The sequence below is a fragment of the Aquimarina sp. AU58 genome (assembly GCF_900312745.1).
Classification (GTDB): domain Bacteria; phylum Bacteroidota; class Bacteroidia; order Flavobacteriales; family Flavobacteriaceae; genus Aquimarina; species Aquimarina spinulae.
Genome location: NZ_OMPD01000009.1, coordinates 1 through 17,363, shown reverse-complemented (window position 1 = coordinate 17,363; position 17,363 = coordinate 1). Strand labels below are relative to the sequence as shown.

Below are 17,363 nucleotides of genomic sequence, written 5' to 3'. Positions count from 1 at the left end.
TACTCGTTTAGCATGAAATTTTTTAAAATCATAGCAATTCTAATATTGTTTTTCTGTTTTAGCTGTAAGGAACAAAAACAGAAAAACCCATCGGCTTCATTACATCAAATTATTACAGAAATTGAAGAAAGAGAAGGGTATGATGAAGAGGCATATCCTCTAGGTCTTTTTACCAAAGAGTATTTCAAAAAAGAAGCTGATTTTGCTCAAAAAAAGATAGAAGAACTAAATGGTATTGATGCTACATTACTTAAAGAAACCGATAAAATATCTCTTGAGTTATTAAAATTCACTTTACAAAGAACTGTTGATTTTTATGAGTTTGAAGCCTATCTCAATCCCTTATTATCTGATTCTGGATTTCATAGCAATCTCAATTATATGGTTAGACCATTGGCCAATTATAAACAAGCTAAAAATTACCTAAACAAACTTAATGCAATCCCCGAATTTGTTGATCAGCATTTTATAAATCTAAGAGAAGGTCTTGAAAAAGGAGTCTCTCAACCAAGAGTTATTTTTAAAGGATATGAATCAACATATAATGACCATATCGTTGATAGTGTTAAAAACAGTTATTTTTATTCTCCTTTTAAAAGCTTGCCAGAAATACTAACAAAGGTTCAAAAGGATTCAATACATAATGCGGCCAAAGAAGTAATTAAAAATAAGGTTATCCCTCAATTTAAAAGAATAAAGACATTCTTTGAAACCGAATATTTACCTAAGACAAGAACAGCCATTGGTGTATCTCAAACTCCAAATGGCGAAGCTTATTATCAAAACAGGATTAACTTTTATACTACAAGCACTACATATACTGCAGATGAGATTCATAATATCGGATTAAAAGAAGTTGCCAGAATAAAAGCGCAAATGGAGATCATCATAAAAGAGCTTAATTTTCAGGGTAGCTTTTCAGACTTTTTTAAATTTCTTCGTACCGATGAGCAATTCTATGCAAAAACACCAGATGAGTTGCTTATGATTGCCCGAGATATGGCCAAGCGAGCAGATGAACAACTACCTCGTTTTTTTAAAACATTACCCAGAAAACCATATGGGGTAGCCCCTGTACCAGATGCTATTGCTCCAAAATACACCAGTGGTCGATATGTAGGAACAGAAGCCAATAGTACCGATCCAGGATATTATTGGGTAAACACTTATGATTTACCAAGCAGAACACTATATACACTACCGTCGCTTACCGTACATGAAGCTGTACCCGGGCATCATTTGCAAGGTAGTTTAAACAATGAATTAGGAGATAGCATACCACAATTTAGAAAAGATCTATATCTATCTGCATATGGAGAAGGCTGGGGATTATATGCTGAGTTTCTGGCAGAAGAAATGGGAATGTATACTACTCCTTATGAGCAATTTGGGAAACTAACCTATGAAATGTGGCGAGCATGTCGCTTGGTAGTAGATACAGGAATCCATGCAAAAGGATGGACACGAGAACAAGTCATCGATTTTATGTCTTCGAATACAGCATTATCATTACATGAAATACATACAGAAACCGATCGATATATTTCATGGCCAGGCCAGGCTTTGTCTTATAAAATTGGTGAATTAAAAATTAGAGAATTGCGTAAAAAAGCTGAAACTGCATTGGGAAATAAATTTGATATCCGCGAATTTCATGAAGTCGTTCTTGAGCAAGGTACAGTTACGCTTTCAATTTTAGAAAATAGAATTAATACTTATATCGAAAAAACAAAAAATGGCTAGAACCACTTTTAAATGTATCGATGCTCATACCTGTGGAAACCCAGTAAGAGTAGTTACAACAGGTAGACCTGATCTAATTGGAAAAACGATGAGTGAAAAACGGCAACATTTTCTCACCACTTATGATTGGATAAGAAAAGGGCTAATGTATGAGCCTCGAGGACACGATATGATGAGTGGTAGTTTTTTATTCGAACCCCACCATCCCGATAATGATTTTTCTATTCTATTTATAGAAACCTCTGGGTGTCTTCCTATGTGTGGTCATGGCACTATTGGAACCATCACCATAGCAATAGAAGAAGGATTGATACAACCCAAAACTCCTGGAAAAATTAGAATGGAAGCTCCGGCAGGTTTGGTAGAAATAGAATATCAGCAAACCAATAAAAAAGTAGATTGGGTAAAACTCAAAAATGTAAAATCATATCTAGCAGCAGAAAATTTAACTATAGAATGTCCAGAACTAGGAGAATTGGTTTTTGATGTTGCTTATGGTGGAAATTTTTATGCTATTGTAGATCCTCAAAAAAACTTTAGCGGGGTTCATGATTTTACAGCAAGTAAGTTAATTCAGTATTCTCAAGTAGTACGAGAACGTATTAACAAAAAATATCCTAATGCATTTATTCACCCAGAAAATGATACGATTAGAGATGTAAGTCATATGCTTTGGACAGGAGATCCTATCAATCCTGATTCGTCGGGTAGAAATGCTGTTTTTTATGGAGACAAAGCCATTGATCGTTCTCCCTGCGGAACAGGAACCTCTGCAAGAATAGCACAGTTATATGCCAAAGGAAAACTACAACAAGGAGAAGAATTTGTTCATGAAAGTTTTATCGGAAGTACATTCATTGGTAGAATCGAAGAAGAAACACAATTAGGTGACATAAAAGCCATTATCCCAAGTATTCAGGGCTGGGCAAAAGTTTATGGATACAATACTATCGTTATTGATGATGAAGATGATCCTTATGCACATGGTTTTCAGGTTATTTAGACAAAACTAAATAAGACGTAATAAAATACTAAGTAAACACAACAGAATACCACACTAAGCTTGTCTAAGTGTATTACAATTATGAGCAAAGAAGTTATTATCATAGGAGGCGGAATCATAGGATTATGTTCTGCATATTATTTACATAAAGAAGGGCATCATGTTACTGTAATTGATCAATCTGCAATGGATTCTGGTGCTTCTTACGTTAATGCAGGCTATCTTTCGCCAAGCCATATCATCCCTCTTGCAGCACCTGGTGTAATGAAAAAAGGACTAAAATGGATGTTTAACCCCACTAGCCCATTATTTATAAAGCCCCGTCTCAATTCAGATTTCTTACGTTGGACATGGGCATTTAACAAATCTTGCTCGGTAAAAAATGTAAATCAAGGTATTGCTGCCATTAAAGATATTGCAGTATTAGGTCGAGATTTGTATTCTGAAATCAGATCTGATGAAAATTTTACGTTTCAGTTAGAAAAAAAAGGGCTTTTAATGATCTGTCAAACCGAAAAAATGCTCGAAGAAGAAATTCATGTTGGCAAGATGGCAACCAAAGAAGGATTGCCCGTAAAAGAGCTTTCATTTGACGAATTAAAACAAATGGAACCCAATGTACAATTGCAAGCAAAAGGAGCTGTATTGTATGAATGTGATTGGCATACCACCCCACAAACCTTTATGGATGAAATGAAAGCTTTTCTTGAAGCTTCTGGGGTAACAATTCACAAAAATGAAAAAGTAGAAGATATTAGTACGCAGAACAATAAAATTACTTCGATACATACTAAGAATACATCCTACACAGCAGATGAATTTGTACTAGCGGCAGGATCATGGTCGAATTTGCTAAGCAAAAAACTAGGAATCAAACTGTTATTAGAAGCCGGAAAAGGGTACCGTATTAATACTGAAAGAGATTTAGGAATAACTATGCCGGCTATACTAACTGAAGCTAAAATTGCAGTAACCCCAATGCAGGGATTTACCAGATTTGCCGGTACTATGGAAATAGCGGGTATTAACCATAAGATTAATAAGGTGAGAGTAGAAACTATCGCAAACGCCACGCAACGATACTATCCCGATATAAAACTTTCTAATGCAGAAAAAGAGGCAGCTACATCTGGTCTTAGGCCTGTTTCTCCAGATGGACTACCCTATATTGGTAAATCTAACACTTGCAATAATCTTACTATTGCTACAGGGCATGCTATGATGGGCTGGACCATGGGAACCTCTACGGGAAAATTGGTTTCAGAAATTATTTCTGATAAAAAACCTTCTTTGAATCTAGAAGCTTATCATCCCGATCGTAAGTTTTAATCAAAGAAAGTTCTATATTCAAAGAAGGTTTTTATTTTCTATAAGTAATATTTTTAGATCTTATTATCTATTGCATGAATGATTCACGCCATTTATAATACGAGATATCAGGCTACCACCATCTGTACCGTCAACTCTAATAAGATCATCCTTATTTCCTCCCTTTATTCTGGCGATATTAGAATCGGTAAGTTTGGTTACATTAATTTTTTTAAATTCTAGTTTTACTTTCTTATTCGTTTTCATGATGAGTTAATTTGAACTTTGTTATAATGTAAATGTAACTAACAAACACTAATTGTTAGACATATCCCTTTATGTTCTGGGTAAGATTTATAAATATTTAGTGGTATTTATCAAGCGTTGAAATCCCATAACTCACTCACTGACAAACTCTTTTATGTATTCAGCAGGATTACAACCATTTTTTTTATAAAATGCTTTAACAAAAGACTGAATATTATTAAAGCCTACTTCTTTTGCCATAGATGTTATAGAATAGTGTCTAAATTTTTTATTATTTTTTATTTGTTGTATACAATATTCAATACGTAAATCATTAATATAGTTAGCAAAGTTTTTTTGTTTATCCATATTAATAATCCTGGATAAATATGTAGAATTTGTTTTTAGTTTTTTGGCAACTATGGCTAATGTTAAGCCATTTTTTAAAAAAGTTTTATTTTTCTCAAATTCTTCTAAATTTTTTAAAATATCGTCTCTTAATTCTGGTGCGATTTCAATATCTTTTGTTTTCTGCGTTTTCTTTTTATTTAGATGTTCTGCATTTAGTAATTTTTCCTGGTATACTTTTTCATAGCTTTTCTTTCTCTTTTTGTAATAATATAAATACCCCAGACTTATCAATACGATGGTTAATCCACCAAAAACCCATAGCTGGTTTATGGTTGTTCTACTATGATTTTTAATACTATCTATTAATCGTTCTTTGTCTTTAATAAGTTGTACGTTATCATACTTTTTTTCAATATCTATGTGTAACTTTTTATACTTTACAGAAAAACTACTATCTAGTTTTATCAGTTTTTCCATGATTCTTAGCTGATTTGCTTTATCATTTTTCCTCTTATAATGATCTATAAGTAATGTAAATGCTTCTCTGGTTTCTAATATATAATTAGAAACGTGTACCGCAGAGTCTATTTTTTTAAAATACCCTATAGCCTCTTCTTCCTGTTCTAGTTCTAACAGTGTTTTTCCTAAATACAAATAGGTAATAAGTATATTAGTATATGGAGTCTTTTTGGAAAGAGATAGAGACTTTTTTAAACTATCCTGTGCTATGTTATATTCTTTTCTATAATAACTATTAACCCCATATGATGAAAGTAACTCAGAATAGAAATGTGGGATATCTCCTGATAGAGTGGATGTAATTCCTTTTTTCAAATAGAAATGTGCGGTATCATATTTTTTAAATAAATTATAACTATCCGACAATTTACAGAGAGTAGCTATATAATGTGACCTAAATTTACCTATAGTATCCTGAGTCGATAGGAGGTCTAAATTTTTTTTATAGATTTCTAAAGATTCTCCATCTTTTCCTAAGATGGTCTTAAGTATTGCAATATTATGTGTTATAGCAATGATATGACCAATATTATCATTGATCTCTGCATGTTTTTTCGAAATTAAATAGGAAGTTAAAGCTTCATTATATCGTTCTAATTTTTGTAAAAGATAACCTCTTAAAAGGTAACCTCTTGCAGGGTAGAATTCATCTTTTACGCCTTTGGTAACAACAATCATAGAATCTGTGTATGCCAAAGCTGCTTTTGGATTATTTATATTCATTTCAAAGAATATCTGATATCCATTTGCTATTTCAATACTATCCTTATCTCTCTTTGCTCTGGTAAGATATGTATTCGATAATTTTTTTATAAAAACTGAATCTTTGTAGTGTTTAATAAAAAGCGACCGCAATTCATCAAAGGTTTTATGATTTAAAGAATCCGAAACTGAATATTGCTTTTCACTAATCCTGTTTTTCGTTATCATACTTACTCCTTTACCATAGAGAAAGGTGAAACTTATAAAAATTAAAACAATACTATAAATATTCTTCATTCTTATATTCAAAGTGAATAGTTAAAAATTGTTGACAAGATAAGGGATAACCATATAAATAGAGTATGATTTCAATAACAAATCATGAAACTTTCTTAAAAAAAACAAACCTTCTGATAAAAAGCATTTTGAAGCTAAAAACAATGGTTAAGATTTATAAATATACTGATCAAGATTTATAAATCCTAAGTTACTCCTGTTGTTATAGTGCAATTTCCACCTTTATCTTTGTTTCAAATAAGCCAGCAAGATCTACACAAAATTTGATATAAATAATCAAAAAACATCCTCAATACAAAGCCTAAAAAACAAATTCTATTAACTATTTATCAAATTAAAACTAACTCATTCGTACTTATGAAAAAAATTATCTTTTTGGGTATACTACTATGCCTTACCCTAACCTCTTATGCGCAAAATATTTATATCCCTGATGCTAATTTTAAAAATGCTTTACTAGCATCATCAATAAATACCAATAATGATGCAAACATAAGTAAGCAAGAAGCAGAAAAAGCTATATCCATAAAAGCTGTAAATAAGAATATTGAAAATCTTACCGGAATAGAACATTTTATAAATTTAAAATACCTCACTATTCCTAAGAATAAGGTAACCTCTTTAAATCTAACAAAAAACACAAAATTACAATACTTGGATGTTAGTCAAAATCAGTTGACTAATTTAAATATATCCGCATGTACGCAATTAGAACGATTGGATGCAAATAGCAATCAATTAGCACAATTGGATGTATCTAAAAATGTGATATTATTTGAATTAAAAATATACAATAATAGATTTAAAAGAATTAATATTAATAGTAATACAAAATTATCGATACTTCATGCATGGACTAACCAATTAGAAGAATTAAATAGTACTAAAAACCTAAATTTAACCAGGTTATATGTGTGGGGGAATAAATTAACAAGCTTAGATGTTTCCAAAAACACAAAATTAGATGAATTAAATATCGGTAACAACTTACTAACCAACATAGACGCCTCTAAAAATACAATGCTTACTCATCTAGATGTAAGAGAAAGTCTACTGACTAGTTTAAAATTGCCTGTAACTTCAACATTGAGACGTATAAACGTTGAGAAAAACAAATTAACGTCTATCAATCTTACCGGAAACTCAAATCTAGAAAGATTAGATATAGGCTCTAATGTTTTAACAGAAATAGATCTTTCTAAAAATATCAACCTCGTTTCTCTATATTGTTCAAAAAACAAGATAACTAAACTAGATGCCAGAAACTGTAAAATAGTTAACCTAGATGTTAGTGACAATAGTGAGTTAAAGACCATGTTTTTAACACATCGATACCTAAGTAAATATATTAAGATCGAAAAATGCCCGAAACTAGAATTTATTTGCTTACACAAATATTATTCTGATACTGCATACATACAAAATAGAGTTGATGCATTAGGTTATAATTGTGTTATTAGTAGTGACTGTAGCTTAGCTCCTACTTCTAAAATCATTAATTTTAATGACCCTAATTTTAAAGCTGGACTCGTATCTAAATATGATATTGACAGTGATAATCAAATCTCTGTAGACGAAGCAGAAAAGGTAGGTGTTATCAATCTTGAAAATAAAAACATTAGTAATATAATTGGGATTGAATATTTTGTTAACCTAAGAGTTCTTCTTCTTAAAAACAATCAAATTTCTTCTGTAAACCTTAGTAAAAACAATAAACTAAACACCATAGATCTAGCCAATAATAAGCTAACCTCAATCGATCTTAGCAATAAGACTCTATTACGTTATCTTACTCTTGATAACAACCAATTATTGCAAATATCTCTAAACAGTAGTGTAGATTTACAAGTACTACGATTGTCTAATAACCAAATAACTACATTAGATATTACATCAAATACTAATTTAGAAACTGTGGATGTTAGTAGAAACTTAATATCCAAAATTGATATTAGAAATTGTAAATCTGTAAATAAATTAAACATTAGCAACAATCCAAATCTAAGAGAAGCATATCTAACAGGAAATCATTCTTTTTACCAAAGTTACCAGCATTTCTCTGGGGTAGTTCATCATGCTAGACGTCTTTACTTAGATGGATGCCCAAAACTAAATTTTGTTTGTGTTAATTCGGTATCTTTTTTAAACGAGATTAGCAACTATATAAGATTTACATTGGGGTACTCTACATGTAACGTTAATACTAGTTGTAAACCTACCAAAACAAGTGCTTTTGATAATCACTTTATACTTTCGCCAAATCCGGCAAGTAACTATTTAGCAATAACTCCTAAAGACCCTTTAACTACTGGTAATGCTACTGTAACTATACTAAGGCTTTCTGGGGAAATTGTAAAAAAAGTAATTGTTAAATTTACCGTTGATCCTAGAGACGAACTTATAAAAGAAGATCCTTTTGCTGCTCCAACTCCAAAAGGCACAAATGATATATTAATGGGTCTTAATTCTGTTTTGATTAATGTTACTGAATTGCCTGTTGGCCAATATATTCTTCATCTTCAATCCAGTAAAGGGTTATTAACAACGAAATTTATTAAAAACTAAATCGCGATACTACTTAAAGAAAAGAGGTTGTGTTATTCGCTATTATTTGTAAATGATCAGGGAAATAGGTTGAGTTAGAAGTACAAAACACCTGTCATAAGATGAAGAATACATATTCACAACTTTTTTTCTACACATAGTATAACCTATCTTTCTTATATAAAACATTGTTAAACGAACAGACCTCACAAGCCATAGTATGAGCTTGTGAGGTCTATTTTTATTTTGAGAAGTACCAAATTTATAAAATGCCCGTTTGCTTTTTATAAAAAGCATCTTGCTGTTTTTTCATCATTTCTCGGGCAATCTTTTTCTTATATGCATATAATTCCTCTTCTTCAGAAAGATCACCATATACTCTATCATTAATCGTATGATCTGTTTCTAATAGTACTTTTCGCTGATCTTCTTTCTGAGCAACCCATGTTTTTATTTCACCTTCTACATCTTCTAATTTAAAGTCATACTCTCCTTTTGGAGAGAATAATTTTGCAAAAATAGGTGAGGTTTCTATAGCTAGAAATAATAAAAAGATAAAAAATGAAGGTAACCAGGGTAACTCATTTAAAGCATTTACTCGAGCCATTAATCCATCAAAATTATCAATAATAGGTTGAGATGTCGTCACTTGATTAGCATACTCGGCAGTCAATTCTGTTTTTTGAATTTCTAAGGTAGTTATTTTCTCTGCATTCGCTTTTTTCAATTCGGCTAATTCTGCCAAAGCTGTATCATGCTTCTCACGTTTTTCTTTATATACAGGTCCTTTTCCAATAATCTCTGTACCTTTTCTTCCTTCTGCCTCAGCAATATAGGTTTCATAAAGATCGTTAACCTCGGTTTCTTTGGTTGTTACTTCTTGTTTAAGTGTATTAATATCAGAATCAATTGTAGCAATAGCCGGAGTATACTGTGTTGCGATTTGTTCTTTATTCGCTAAAGTAAAATCATTCTTTTGCTCGAGTAAAACACGATCAATTTCTTTCTCAAAAATCTTTAATTCTAAAGGTTTAGAAATAACAACTGCAATAATTACGGCCAAAATAATTCTTGGTGAAGCTTGTAGGAGTTCATCCATAAAACTATCCTTCTTCTTAATAGTAGATACAATAAATCGATCCAGATTAAAGATCAACAAGCCCCAGATTAAACCAAAGAAGATAGCAGTAAAATAAGTATCAAATACGGTATATAAGGCATAACTGGCAGCAATAAAAGCCATTACCGCCGTAAAGAAAACTGTTGCTCCGATACCAGCATATTTATTCTGTTCTCCATCAGAACTATCTGCTAATATATCGGCATCTGCGCCGGAGCATAAAATAAAAAAACGTTTTAACATCATCTAAGGGTTTTTTGATTGATAATAAGTATAACGCTGATTTATAGCGATATGTTGCACAAAAAAACTCCCTAAGGGGAGTTTTCGTTTTTAAAATTATCAGAAAATTGATCTGTTAATTATTCTCTTTTTGCGCTTTTTCCCGAGCTCTTTGTTGTTCTTTTCTGGCTTCTTGTATACGCTTTCGCGCTTCTTTTCTCTCTTCGATAGCCTCTTTTCTTACTACATCACGAGCCCTTTTAGCTTGGTCTATAGCTTTTCTGCGGGCTTTTTCTGCTTGTCTTCTTGATTTCTCTACATTATCTCGCGCCATAGCTCTTACCTTCTCAGCTTCAAATCTTGCTCTTTCAGCATTTCTCATGGCTTCTTCTCTTATCTTATAAGATTGCTCCCGGGCTCTATTTGATTCTTCCATAGCGATTACTCTGGCTTTCTCAGCCTGTTCCATCGCTACCGCTCTTACTTGTTCTGCTTTATATCTTGATGCTTCTGCCCTCTCCATTGCCAAGGCTGCTATTTCCTCTTTTACTTCCTCTGCTTCATACCTTACTTCCTCTGCTCGTTCAATAGCGATAGCTTTATCTATTTCTGCCAGTTCTGCGAGTTCAGTTTTTTCTCTTTCTACTTCTTCCTTTATAAGTTCTGCTTCTCTTTCAAGTTCTTCAAGTTCTGTCCGAGAATAAGAAGGTGCTTTCGGAAGCTTTGACACTTTTGGCGCCTTAAGCGGTTTTGGAGGCTTTGGAGCTTTTAATTTTTTATGTGCTTTAGGAGAAGGCGGAGGTCCAGGAACGACACTCGTTCTCATTTTTGGTGGTGCCGGAGGTGAAGGTGGAATAAGATCATGCCCATCTGGATTAGCTTTATATAACCTTGTTTTTCGGTATACCTTATTGAGTTTTTTGAGAAACTTATCATTCGTGTTTTCTAGTTTAACACTAAATTGAAACTCTGTTAACTCATGGTCTTTCCACTGTTTTGTAGCATTATCAATAACGGCAGCCACACCAGATAAATCGGTGGTAATTCCATTAATATTAATTTGTTCTCCACTAACTCTGATTTTTATTTTTTTATCAGGGTGAGTTGGCGCTACAGTAGTACTGATTGTAGTACTTTTTTGTTGAGCTACCATCTTATTGTTAAACAAAAGAATACATCCTAAAAGGATAGGTAGAAACAGCAACAATCGAGTTGTTGCTTTAGTTTTAGAAAATTGTTGCGACATCATAACGATTCGTTTTTTGGTTAATGAATAATTGATAGGGCTCGCTAATACAGCTTGATGAGAACTGTTTGGATAATTAACGAGTAGGTCCATATATTGATGTATTGAAAACTGTTGCTTCAATACTTTTTGATCTGCAAGAAATTCATGATTTAACTTAATTGATTTTTTTACCCAAAACCATATTGGATTGAACCAAAAAATCACTTGAAAAATCTCTACAAACAGAATATCTAAAGTATGTCTTTGTTGTACATGAGTTTTCTCATGTAATAATACTTCTTGCGGAATAGCTTTTTTCTGAAATTCTTTTTTAGGAACAAATATGTAATGTAAAAATGTATGCGGAATAATAGAATTTGTAAGTAGCACATTAATATGTGAGGACTCTTTCAGGTTTTCATTTCTTCTTACCTTCTTAATCAAATGGTATATATTTTTTATAAATCTAATTGCAAAAATCAAAACACCTATACCATAAACGATCCATATAATTGTCGAAAAATAGTCTGAAGACGTGGCTTCTACCTGTACATTATCTGATAGGATTAGATGATTTACAGGTTGTTGAATATTTTCTTGATTAAGTACTGTATCTGTTTCATAAGTAATAGTAACCAGAGGGATCGTGTATGCAAAAATCAAGCTAAAAAGAAGGTAAAACCTTTTAAAATGATGCATATTCTCTCGTTCTAAAAATAGCCTGTAAAAAGACCATAATAGCACCAAACAAAGAGATGACTTTATTATATATATAATCATTGCTTTTGTTTTTGGATTTGTTTATCTACTATCTTTTTAAGTTCTTCTAATTCTGTAGTAGATAAGTTGGTTTCTGATGTAAAAAATGATGCAAACTGTGAAGCCGAATCGTTAAAAAAATTCTTAATCAGTCCATTTACATGTTTAGAAAAATAATCTGTCTTTTTTACTAATGGATAATATTCTCTTGATTTTCCATATAACGTATAATTCACAAAACCTTTATCAATCATTCTTTTCAATAGTGTAGCTACAGTAGTAGTTGCAGGTTTAGGTTCTGGAAAAGAATCTAATAAATCCTTCATAAAGGCTTTCTCCAATTTCCAGAGATATTGCATTAATTGTTCTTCAGTTTTTGATAATTGCATTGTTCTACACTATTAGAATTAACTCTACAAATGTAGAATAAAATATTTTACATACAAAACTTATTTGTGATTACATTACTATTTTTACGGAAAACCCATATGTAACATATTAATAATCAATTATTTAACATATACTTTACATTTAAAAAAAAAGAATAGAAATAGGGAATTTGTACCTTTAGAAATAAGATTTAACCAATAAATTTATTACACAATGAAAAAAATTATTTTATCAATAGTGACTCTCTTGAGCGCTATAGGATTGTCTGCACAGCACAATTACGACAATCAGAACACCATTTACAGCTTAAGTGGTAATGTAGGAGTAGGAGTCACCAATCCGGCAGCCAAACTACATATCAACGGAGACATAAGAGGAAACCTTGCAGGAGGAGCACTGCGTATTAACGGAACTTATGGATACATAGATGTTGGTCCTCTTAACAGCGGATGGGCTCATATCTATACCGATATGCCAAAGTTTATCTTTAATAAAGATGTATATACTATTACAAATGCATTTTCTTCTTACAACAATGACCTCATCTTAAAAACCAAAGGAACCGAACGTTTAAGGATTAAAGACGAAAACGGATATATGGGGATCGGTATTTCTAATCCTCAAACTAGACTCCATATTAATGGAAGTATTAGAGGAAATCTTGCAGGAGGGGCATTACGAGTTAACGGAACTTATGGATACATCGATGTTGGTCCTCTTAACAGTAGTTGGGCACATATCTACACCGATATGCCCAAGTTTATCTTTAACAAAGATGTATATACAACTACAAATGCGTTTTCTTCTTACAACAATGATCTAATTCTAAAAACCAAAGGAGTCGAACGTTTAAGAATTATTGATACCGATGGCACTGTTGGTATAGGAACTACTAATACAAGAGGTTATAAGCTTGCCGTAAATGGCAATATTAGAGCCAAAGAGATTGTAGTAGAAGCCTCACCATGGCCAGACTATGTATTTCGTTCTGACTACAAATTACCCTCGCTAAATGAAGTCAAAGAACATATTAAAAACAAAGGGCATCTTCCTAATATACCAAGTGAAAAAGAAGTTCGAGAAAATGGAATTCAAATCGGAAGTATGCATGCAAAATTACTCGAAAAAATAGAAGAACTAATGCTCTACACAATTCAACAGGATGAAGAATTGAAAACTTTGCGAAAAACAGTATCTGCTCTTCAAAATAAAATCCAAAACCTCAGCGAATAAAAATTCATTCTATAACTCTTAAAACCAAAACGATGAAAAAATTATCAAGCTTAATTCTATGCATTGTAGCTGTATTTAACCTTACGGCTCAAGATCAAACTATTAATGGCAAACTTACTGTGACTAAACAAATCAAATGGGGAAGCACAGGAGCCATTATAAATACAGACCAGGGTGCTTCTGTTGAACTAAGGGGGAATGGAGTTCCTTATTTCGATTTCTCTAATGATCCTACTACCGACTATGATATGAGATTAATCCTTAGGAATGATAACTTACTTTCTTTTGAAGGCGGCGATGTTAAAATGAGTAATAAGCTATCTACAGGCCAGAGTATTAGTTGGGGAAATACCGGAGCTATAATAAATACAGATCAAGGTGCTTCTATTGAACTAAGAGGTAATGGAGTTCCCTATTTCGATTTCTCTAATGATCCTACTACCGACTATGATATGAGATTAATCCTTAGGAATGATAACTTACTTTCTTTTGAAGGCGGCGATGTTAAAATGAGTAATAAGCTATCTACAGGCCAGAGTATTAGTTGGGGAAATACCGGAGCTATAATAAATACAGATCAAGGTGCTTCTATTGAACTAAGAGGTAATGGAGTTCCCTATTTTGATTTCTCTAATGATCCTACAACTGACTATGATATGAGGCTAATTTTAAGAGATAATAATACTCTTGGTGTTTCTGGAGGGAATTTAGCCATTGACGGAACCACAAAAACCAAAGAAGTCATAGTAAAGCCTAATGTTTGGTCAGATTTTGTATTCGAATCTGATTATATACTACCGAGTTTAGAAGAGGTTGAACGGCATATAAAAACTAACGGGCACCTAAAAAATATTCCTTCAGAAAAAGAAGTATTTAAAAAAGGAATTTCGATAGGAGAAATGAATGCTAAGCTTCTTCAGAAAGTTGAAGAATTAACACTATACACCATTCAACAAGAAAAAGAAATCAAAAGGTTAAAATCTATTGAGGAAAGATTAGATCAGCTTGAAAAGCTAATAGAATCTAAAAAATAAAAACCTAATTAAACTTAATAAAATAACAGATGAAAAGAATATTAAGCATTTTGTTATTAATCATAACAATTCAAACGACATCCTACAGTCAGCAAACTTTTGATGATAAAATAACCATCAATCAGTTAAACAATAAATATCCATCTTTAAATATTACAACTAGACAAGGTTTATTTAATGGAGGACACCCACATTTGTATTTTTTAAACACAGGAGGAAACTCTACTACACCTACATCAACTCCTGCAAGTAGATTATTAGGGACAATTATTTATTCTGGATTTGATGGACAATCAAACGTACAAATAGGACGAATATCGGTTACTACAACAGGTGCATTTACACCTGGTAATTATCCTGCCAGAATGAATTTTCGAATAGGAGGAACTAGCACCTGTTGCGGAATCACCAGAATGACTATAGATGGACAGACAGGAAATGTAGGAATAGGAACAACAAATACCGGTTCTCACAGGTTAGCTGTCGAAGGATCCATAGGTGCAAGAGAAATGGTTGTAGAAGCGGGGACTTGGTCTGATTTTGTTTTCTATGACGATTACAAATTACCTACTCTAAAAGAAGTTGAAAATCATATTAAAGAAAATAGACATTTAAAAGATATTCCCAGTGCATCAGAAGTGCAAGAAAATGGAATTTTCTTAGGAGAAATGGATGCAAAACTTCTTCAAAAAATTGAAGAGTTAACTCTATACATTATCGAAATAAATAAAAGGGTCGATGAATTAGAAAAGGAAAACTTACAATTAAAAAATCAAAACTAAACGATGAAAAAATATTTATACGGTATCTGTTTATTAATTGCTTGTAGTATTCAAGCGCAGACCAAAGTAGGAGAAGAAGTTACTAGCACTCACCAAAGTCCGCATCCTTATCAAGGTAACATGACCAGTGTACATAAAATGGTCTGGAGTCAAGAAGTATCTCAAAAAGATGCAGGTTATGTGGCAGTACATTTCAGTAAAATACAATTAGCAGCAAATGACTATATCGTTGTAAGAGATGTAAACAATACTAGATCCTGGAAATACTCTGATAATACAATTCAGAAAAGAGGTAATAGTTTTTGGAGTATTCCTATTTATGATGATAAAATGATCATTGAGATATTTAGTAGTAATCCTAAAGGAGGATTTGGGTATATTATTGATATAGTTGCAAAAGGATATCCTTTAGAATCAATACGAGCTGAACAGGATGAAGCTCTTTGTGGAGCTGATGACTCTAGAAATGCTATTTGTTATTCAAATAACGAGCCTAATGCCTATAATCGTTCACGCGCAGTAGCCAGATTACTAATTAACGGAACATCTGCTTGTACAGGTTGGTTAATCGGAGATAATGGTCAATTAATGACCAATGAACATTGTATCCAAAACCAAGCTGATGCTAATAATGTGACTGTAGAATTCATGGCACAAGGTGCAAATTGTAATTCAAATTGTGATTCTTGGCTTGCCTGCTCAGGTACCGTTGAGGCTACTTCTGCAAATCTTATTCGTGCAAATGCACCATTAGATTATGCTCTTTTACAATTAAACACGACTACTAATTTACCGCAAACCTATGGGTTTTTACAATTAAGAAATACTGGTGCGGTTATAAACGAACGTATCTATATCCCTCAACATCCACGAGCTTGGGGTAAACGAATTGCATTACTTTCTACAAATACAAATGATCAAGGAGGTGTAGCCCGTATATTTTCTTTAACTCGACCTCGTTGTGGTGGAAGTGGTAATGATATAGGATATTTTGCCGATACCCAAGGTGGATCTTCTGGATCTCCTGTTTTGGGATATGGTGATGATCTTGTAGTTGCTTTACATCATTGCGCCAATTGCCCAAACAGAGGAGTACCTATTGAAGAAATTATTCAGAATTTGGGTAATGACTTACCTCCAAATGCTCTCCCATCAAACGGATGTCCTGATAATTTGACTGTGACTCAAAATGTTCCGTCAGGAACCACTGATAATCAAGAAGCCGCAAATATGTTAACTGCAAATAATACCATCTCAAATGGTGGTATTGCAACATATACTGCTGGTCAAAAAGTGACACTCTCAACTGGTTTCAAAGCTTCAAGTGGGTCAAAATTTACTGCAAAAATCCAAAATTGTACAACTTCTAGAGAAGTAGAATCCACATCAATAGAAGAAAATAAAAGTGTTTCTGCCATAGACAAACCTGAATTTGAGGGTTTTGTAATACACCCAAATCCTACAAATCATGAGTTCACTATTTCTACATACTCTCTAAAAAATCTAGATAATGCATCTGTTAAAGTTTATGACATTTTGGGGGCTATAAAACTAAAACAAGATATCTCATCTACCAAAAACAATGTAAATGTTCAAACTCTTAAAGAAGGTTTGTATTATATTATTATATCAACTAATAACGGAATTTCGATTTCTAAAAAATTACTGATCAAACGATAACTAATTTATTTTATTTCTACATAAAAAAGCGGGTGTACAGTATATAACTGACACCCGCTTTATGTTTCTTCATTTACAACCAGATTTATTAGGTTATTTCTTTACAATGGTATGTATTTCTGAAGTTCCTTTGGATGTTATTTTTACGAAATAGTTTCCTTTTTCGGTTATTGCTCCTCCAAAAGGAAGTACTCCAGGGTTT

13 protein-coding genes are annotated in these 17,363 nt (G+C 32.5%); 8 read left to right on the top strand and 5 right to left on the bottom strand.

The annotated features are described in order from the left end of the window. The first annotated feature begins 12 nt into the window (after positions 1-12). The 3 genes from DK441_RS06720 (at position 13) to DK441_RS06710 (ending at position 4,075) form a co-directional block, all read left to right on the top strand. On the top strand, positions 13-1,743 hold the full coding sequence (locus tag DK441_RS06720; RefSeq protein WP_109098037.1) for a DUF885 family protein: 1,731 nt from the start codon (positions 13-15) through the stop codon (positions 1,741-1,743). Next, positions 1,736-2,746 carry a 4-hydroxyproline epimerase gene (locus tag DK441_RS06715; RefSeq protein WP_109098036.1) on the top strand — a complete coding sequence of 337 codons (1,011 nt, stop codon included), beginning with the start codon at positions 1,736-1,738 and terminating at the stop codon, positions 2,744-2,746. Before DK441_RS06720 ends, DK441_RS06715 begins: the two co-directional genes overlap by 8 nt. A gap of 81 nt (positions 2,747-2,827) precedes the next feature. Next, positions 2,828-4,075, top strand: a complete 1,248-nt coding sequence (locus DK441_RS06710; protein ID WP_109098035.1) for an FAD-binding oxidoreductase — start codon at positions 2,828-2,830, stop codon at positions 4,073-4,075. A gap of 63 nt (positions 4,076-4,138) precedes the next feature. On the opposite strand, the gene DK441_RS06705 is transcribed toward DK441_RS06710, so the two are convergent. Both DK441_RS06705 and DK441_RS06700 read right to left on the bottom strand, forming a co-directional pair. Then, positions 4,139-4,321 (bottom strand): hypothetical protein, encoded by a 183-nt coding sequence (locus tag DK441_RS06705; RefSeq protein ID WP_109098034.1) that lies wholly within the window; start codon positions 4,319-4,321, stop codon positions 4,139-4,141. 132 nt (positions 4,322-4,453) lie between these two features. Continuing rightward, on the bottom strand, positions 4,454-6,100 hold the full coding sequence (locus tag DK441_RS06700; protein WP_160111973.1) for an AraC family transcriptional regulator: 1,647 nt from the start codon (positions 6,098-6,100) through the stop codon (positions 4,454-4,456). Positions 6,101-6,526: 426 nt separating this feature from the next. Between DK441_RS06700 and DK441_RS06695 the strand changes: the two genes are divergently transcribed. Further along, entirely contained in the window at positions 6,527-8,734 is a 2,208-nt protein-coding gene (locus DK441_RS06695) for a leucine-rich repeat domain-containing protein (RefSeq protein WP_109098032.1), read from the top strand. 241 nt (positions 8,735-8,975) lie between these two features. On the opposite strand, the gene DK441_RS06690 is transcribed toward DK441_RS06695, so the two are convergent. The 3 genes from DK441_RS06690 to DK441_RS06680 all read right to left on the bottom strand — a co-directional run bounded on the left by DK441_RS06690 (position 8,976) and on the right by DK441_RS06680 (position 12,431). Continuing rightward, positions 8,976-10,076 carry a DUF4407 domain-containing protein gene (locus DK441_RS06690; protein ID WP_109098031.1) on the bottom strand — a complete coding sequence of 367 codons (1,101 nt, stop codon included), beginning with the start codon at positions 10,074-10,076 and terminating at the stop codon, positions 8,976-8,978. A gap of 115 nt (positions 10,077-10,191) precedes the next feature. Then, the gene (locus tag DK441_RS06685; protein ID WP_109098030.1) at positions 10,192-12,063 is read right to left on the bottom strand and encodes a M56 family metallopeptidase; all 1,872 of its coding nucleotides are present in this window, start codon (positions 12,061-12,063) and stop codon (positions 10,192-10,194) included. Continuing rightward, positions 12,060-12,431, bottom strand: coding sequence for a BlaI/MecI/CopY family transcriptional regulator (locus DK441_RS06680; protein ID WP_025663470.1), 372 nt, complete (start codon positions 12,429-12,431; stop codon positions 12,060-12,062). The genes DK441_RS06685 and DK441_RS06680 overlap by 4 nt, the downstream gene beginning before the upstream one ends. 214 nt (positions 12,432-12,645) lie before the next feature. Between DK441_RS06680 and DK441_RS06675 the strand changes: the two genes are divergently transcribed. Genes DK441_RS06675 through DK441_RS06660 form a run of 4 tightly spaced genes read left to right on the top strand, consistent with a single transcriptional unit; the run spans position 12,646 to position 17,161 of the window. Continuing rightward, a complete protein-coding gene (locus DK441_RS06675; protein ID WP_109098029.1) occupies positions 12,646-13,665 on the top strand; it encodes a hypothetical protein in 1,020 nt (339 codons plus the stop codon). A gap of 32 nt (positions 13,666-13,697) precedes the next feature. Next, positions 13,698-14,699: a hypothetical protein gene (locus DK441_RS06670; protein ID WP_109098028.1), complete on the top strand. Its 1,002-nt coding sequence runs from the start codon at positions 13,698-13,700 to the stop codon at positions 14,697-14,699. 29 nt (positions 14,700-14,728) lie between these two features. Then, entirely contained in the window at positions 14,729-15,481 is a 753-nt protein-coding gene (locus tag DK441_RS06665; protein ID WP_082994807.1) for a hypothetical protein, read from the top strand. A gap of 3 nt (positions 15,482-15,484) precedes the next feature. Beyond that, positions 15,485-17,161: a 3-coathanger stack domain-containing protein gene (locus DK441_RS06660; RefSeq protein ID WP_109098027.1), complete on the top strand. Its 1,677-nt coding sequence runs from the start codon at positions 15,485-15,487 to the stop codon at positions 17,159-17,161. Positions 17,162-17,363: the final 202 nt, after the last annotated feature.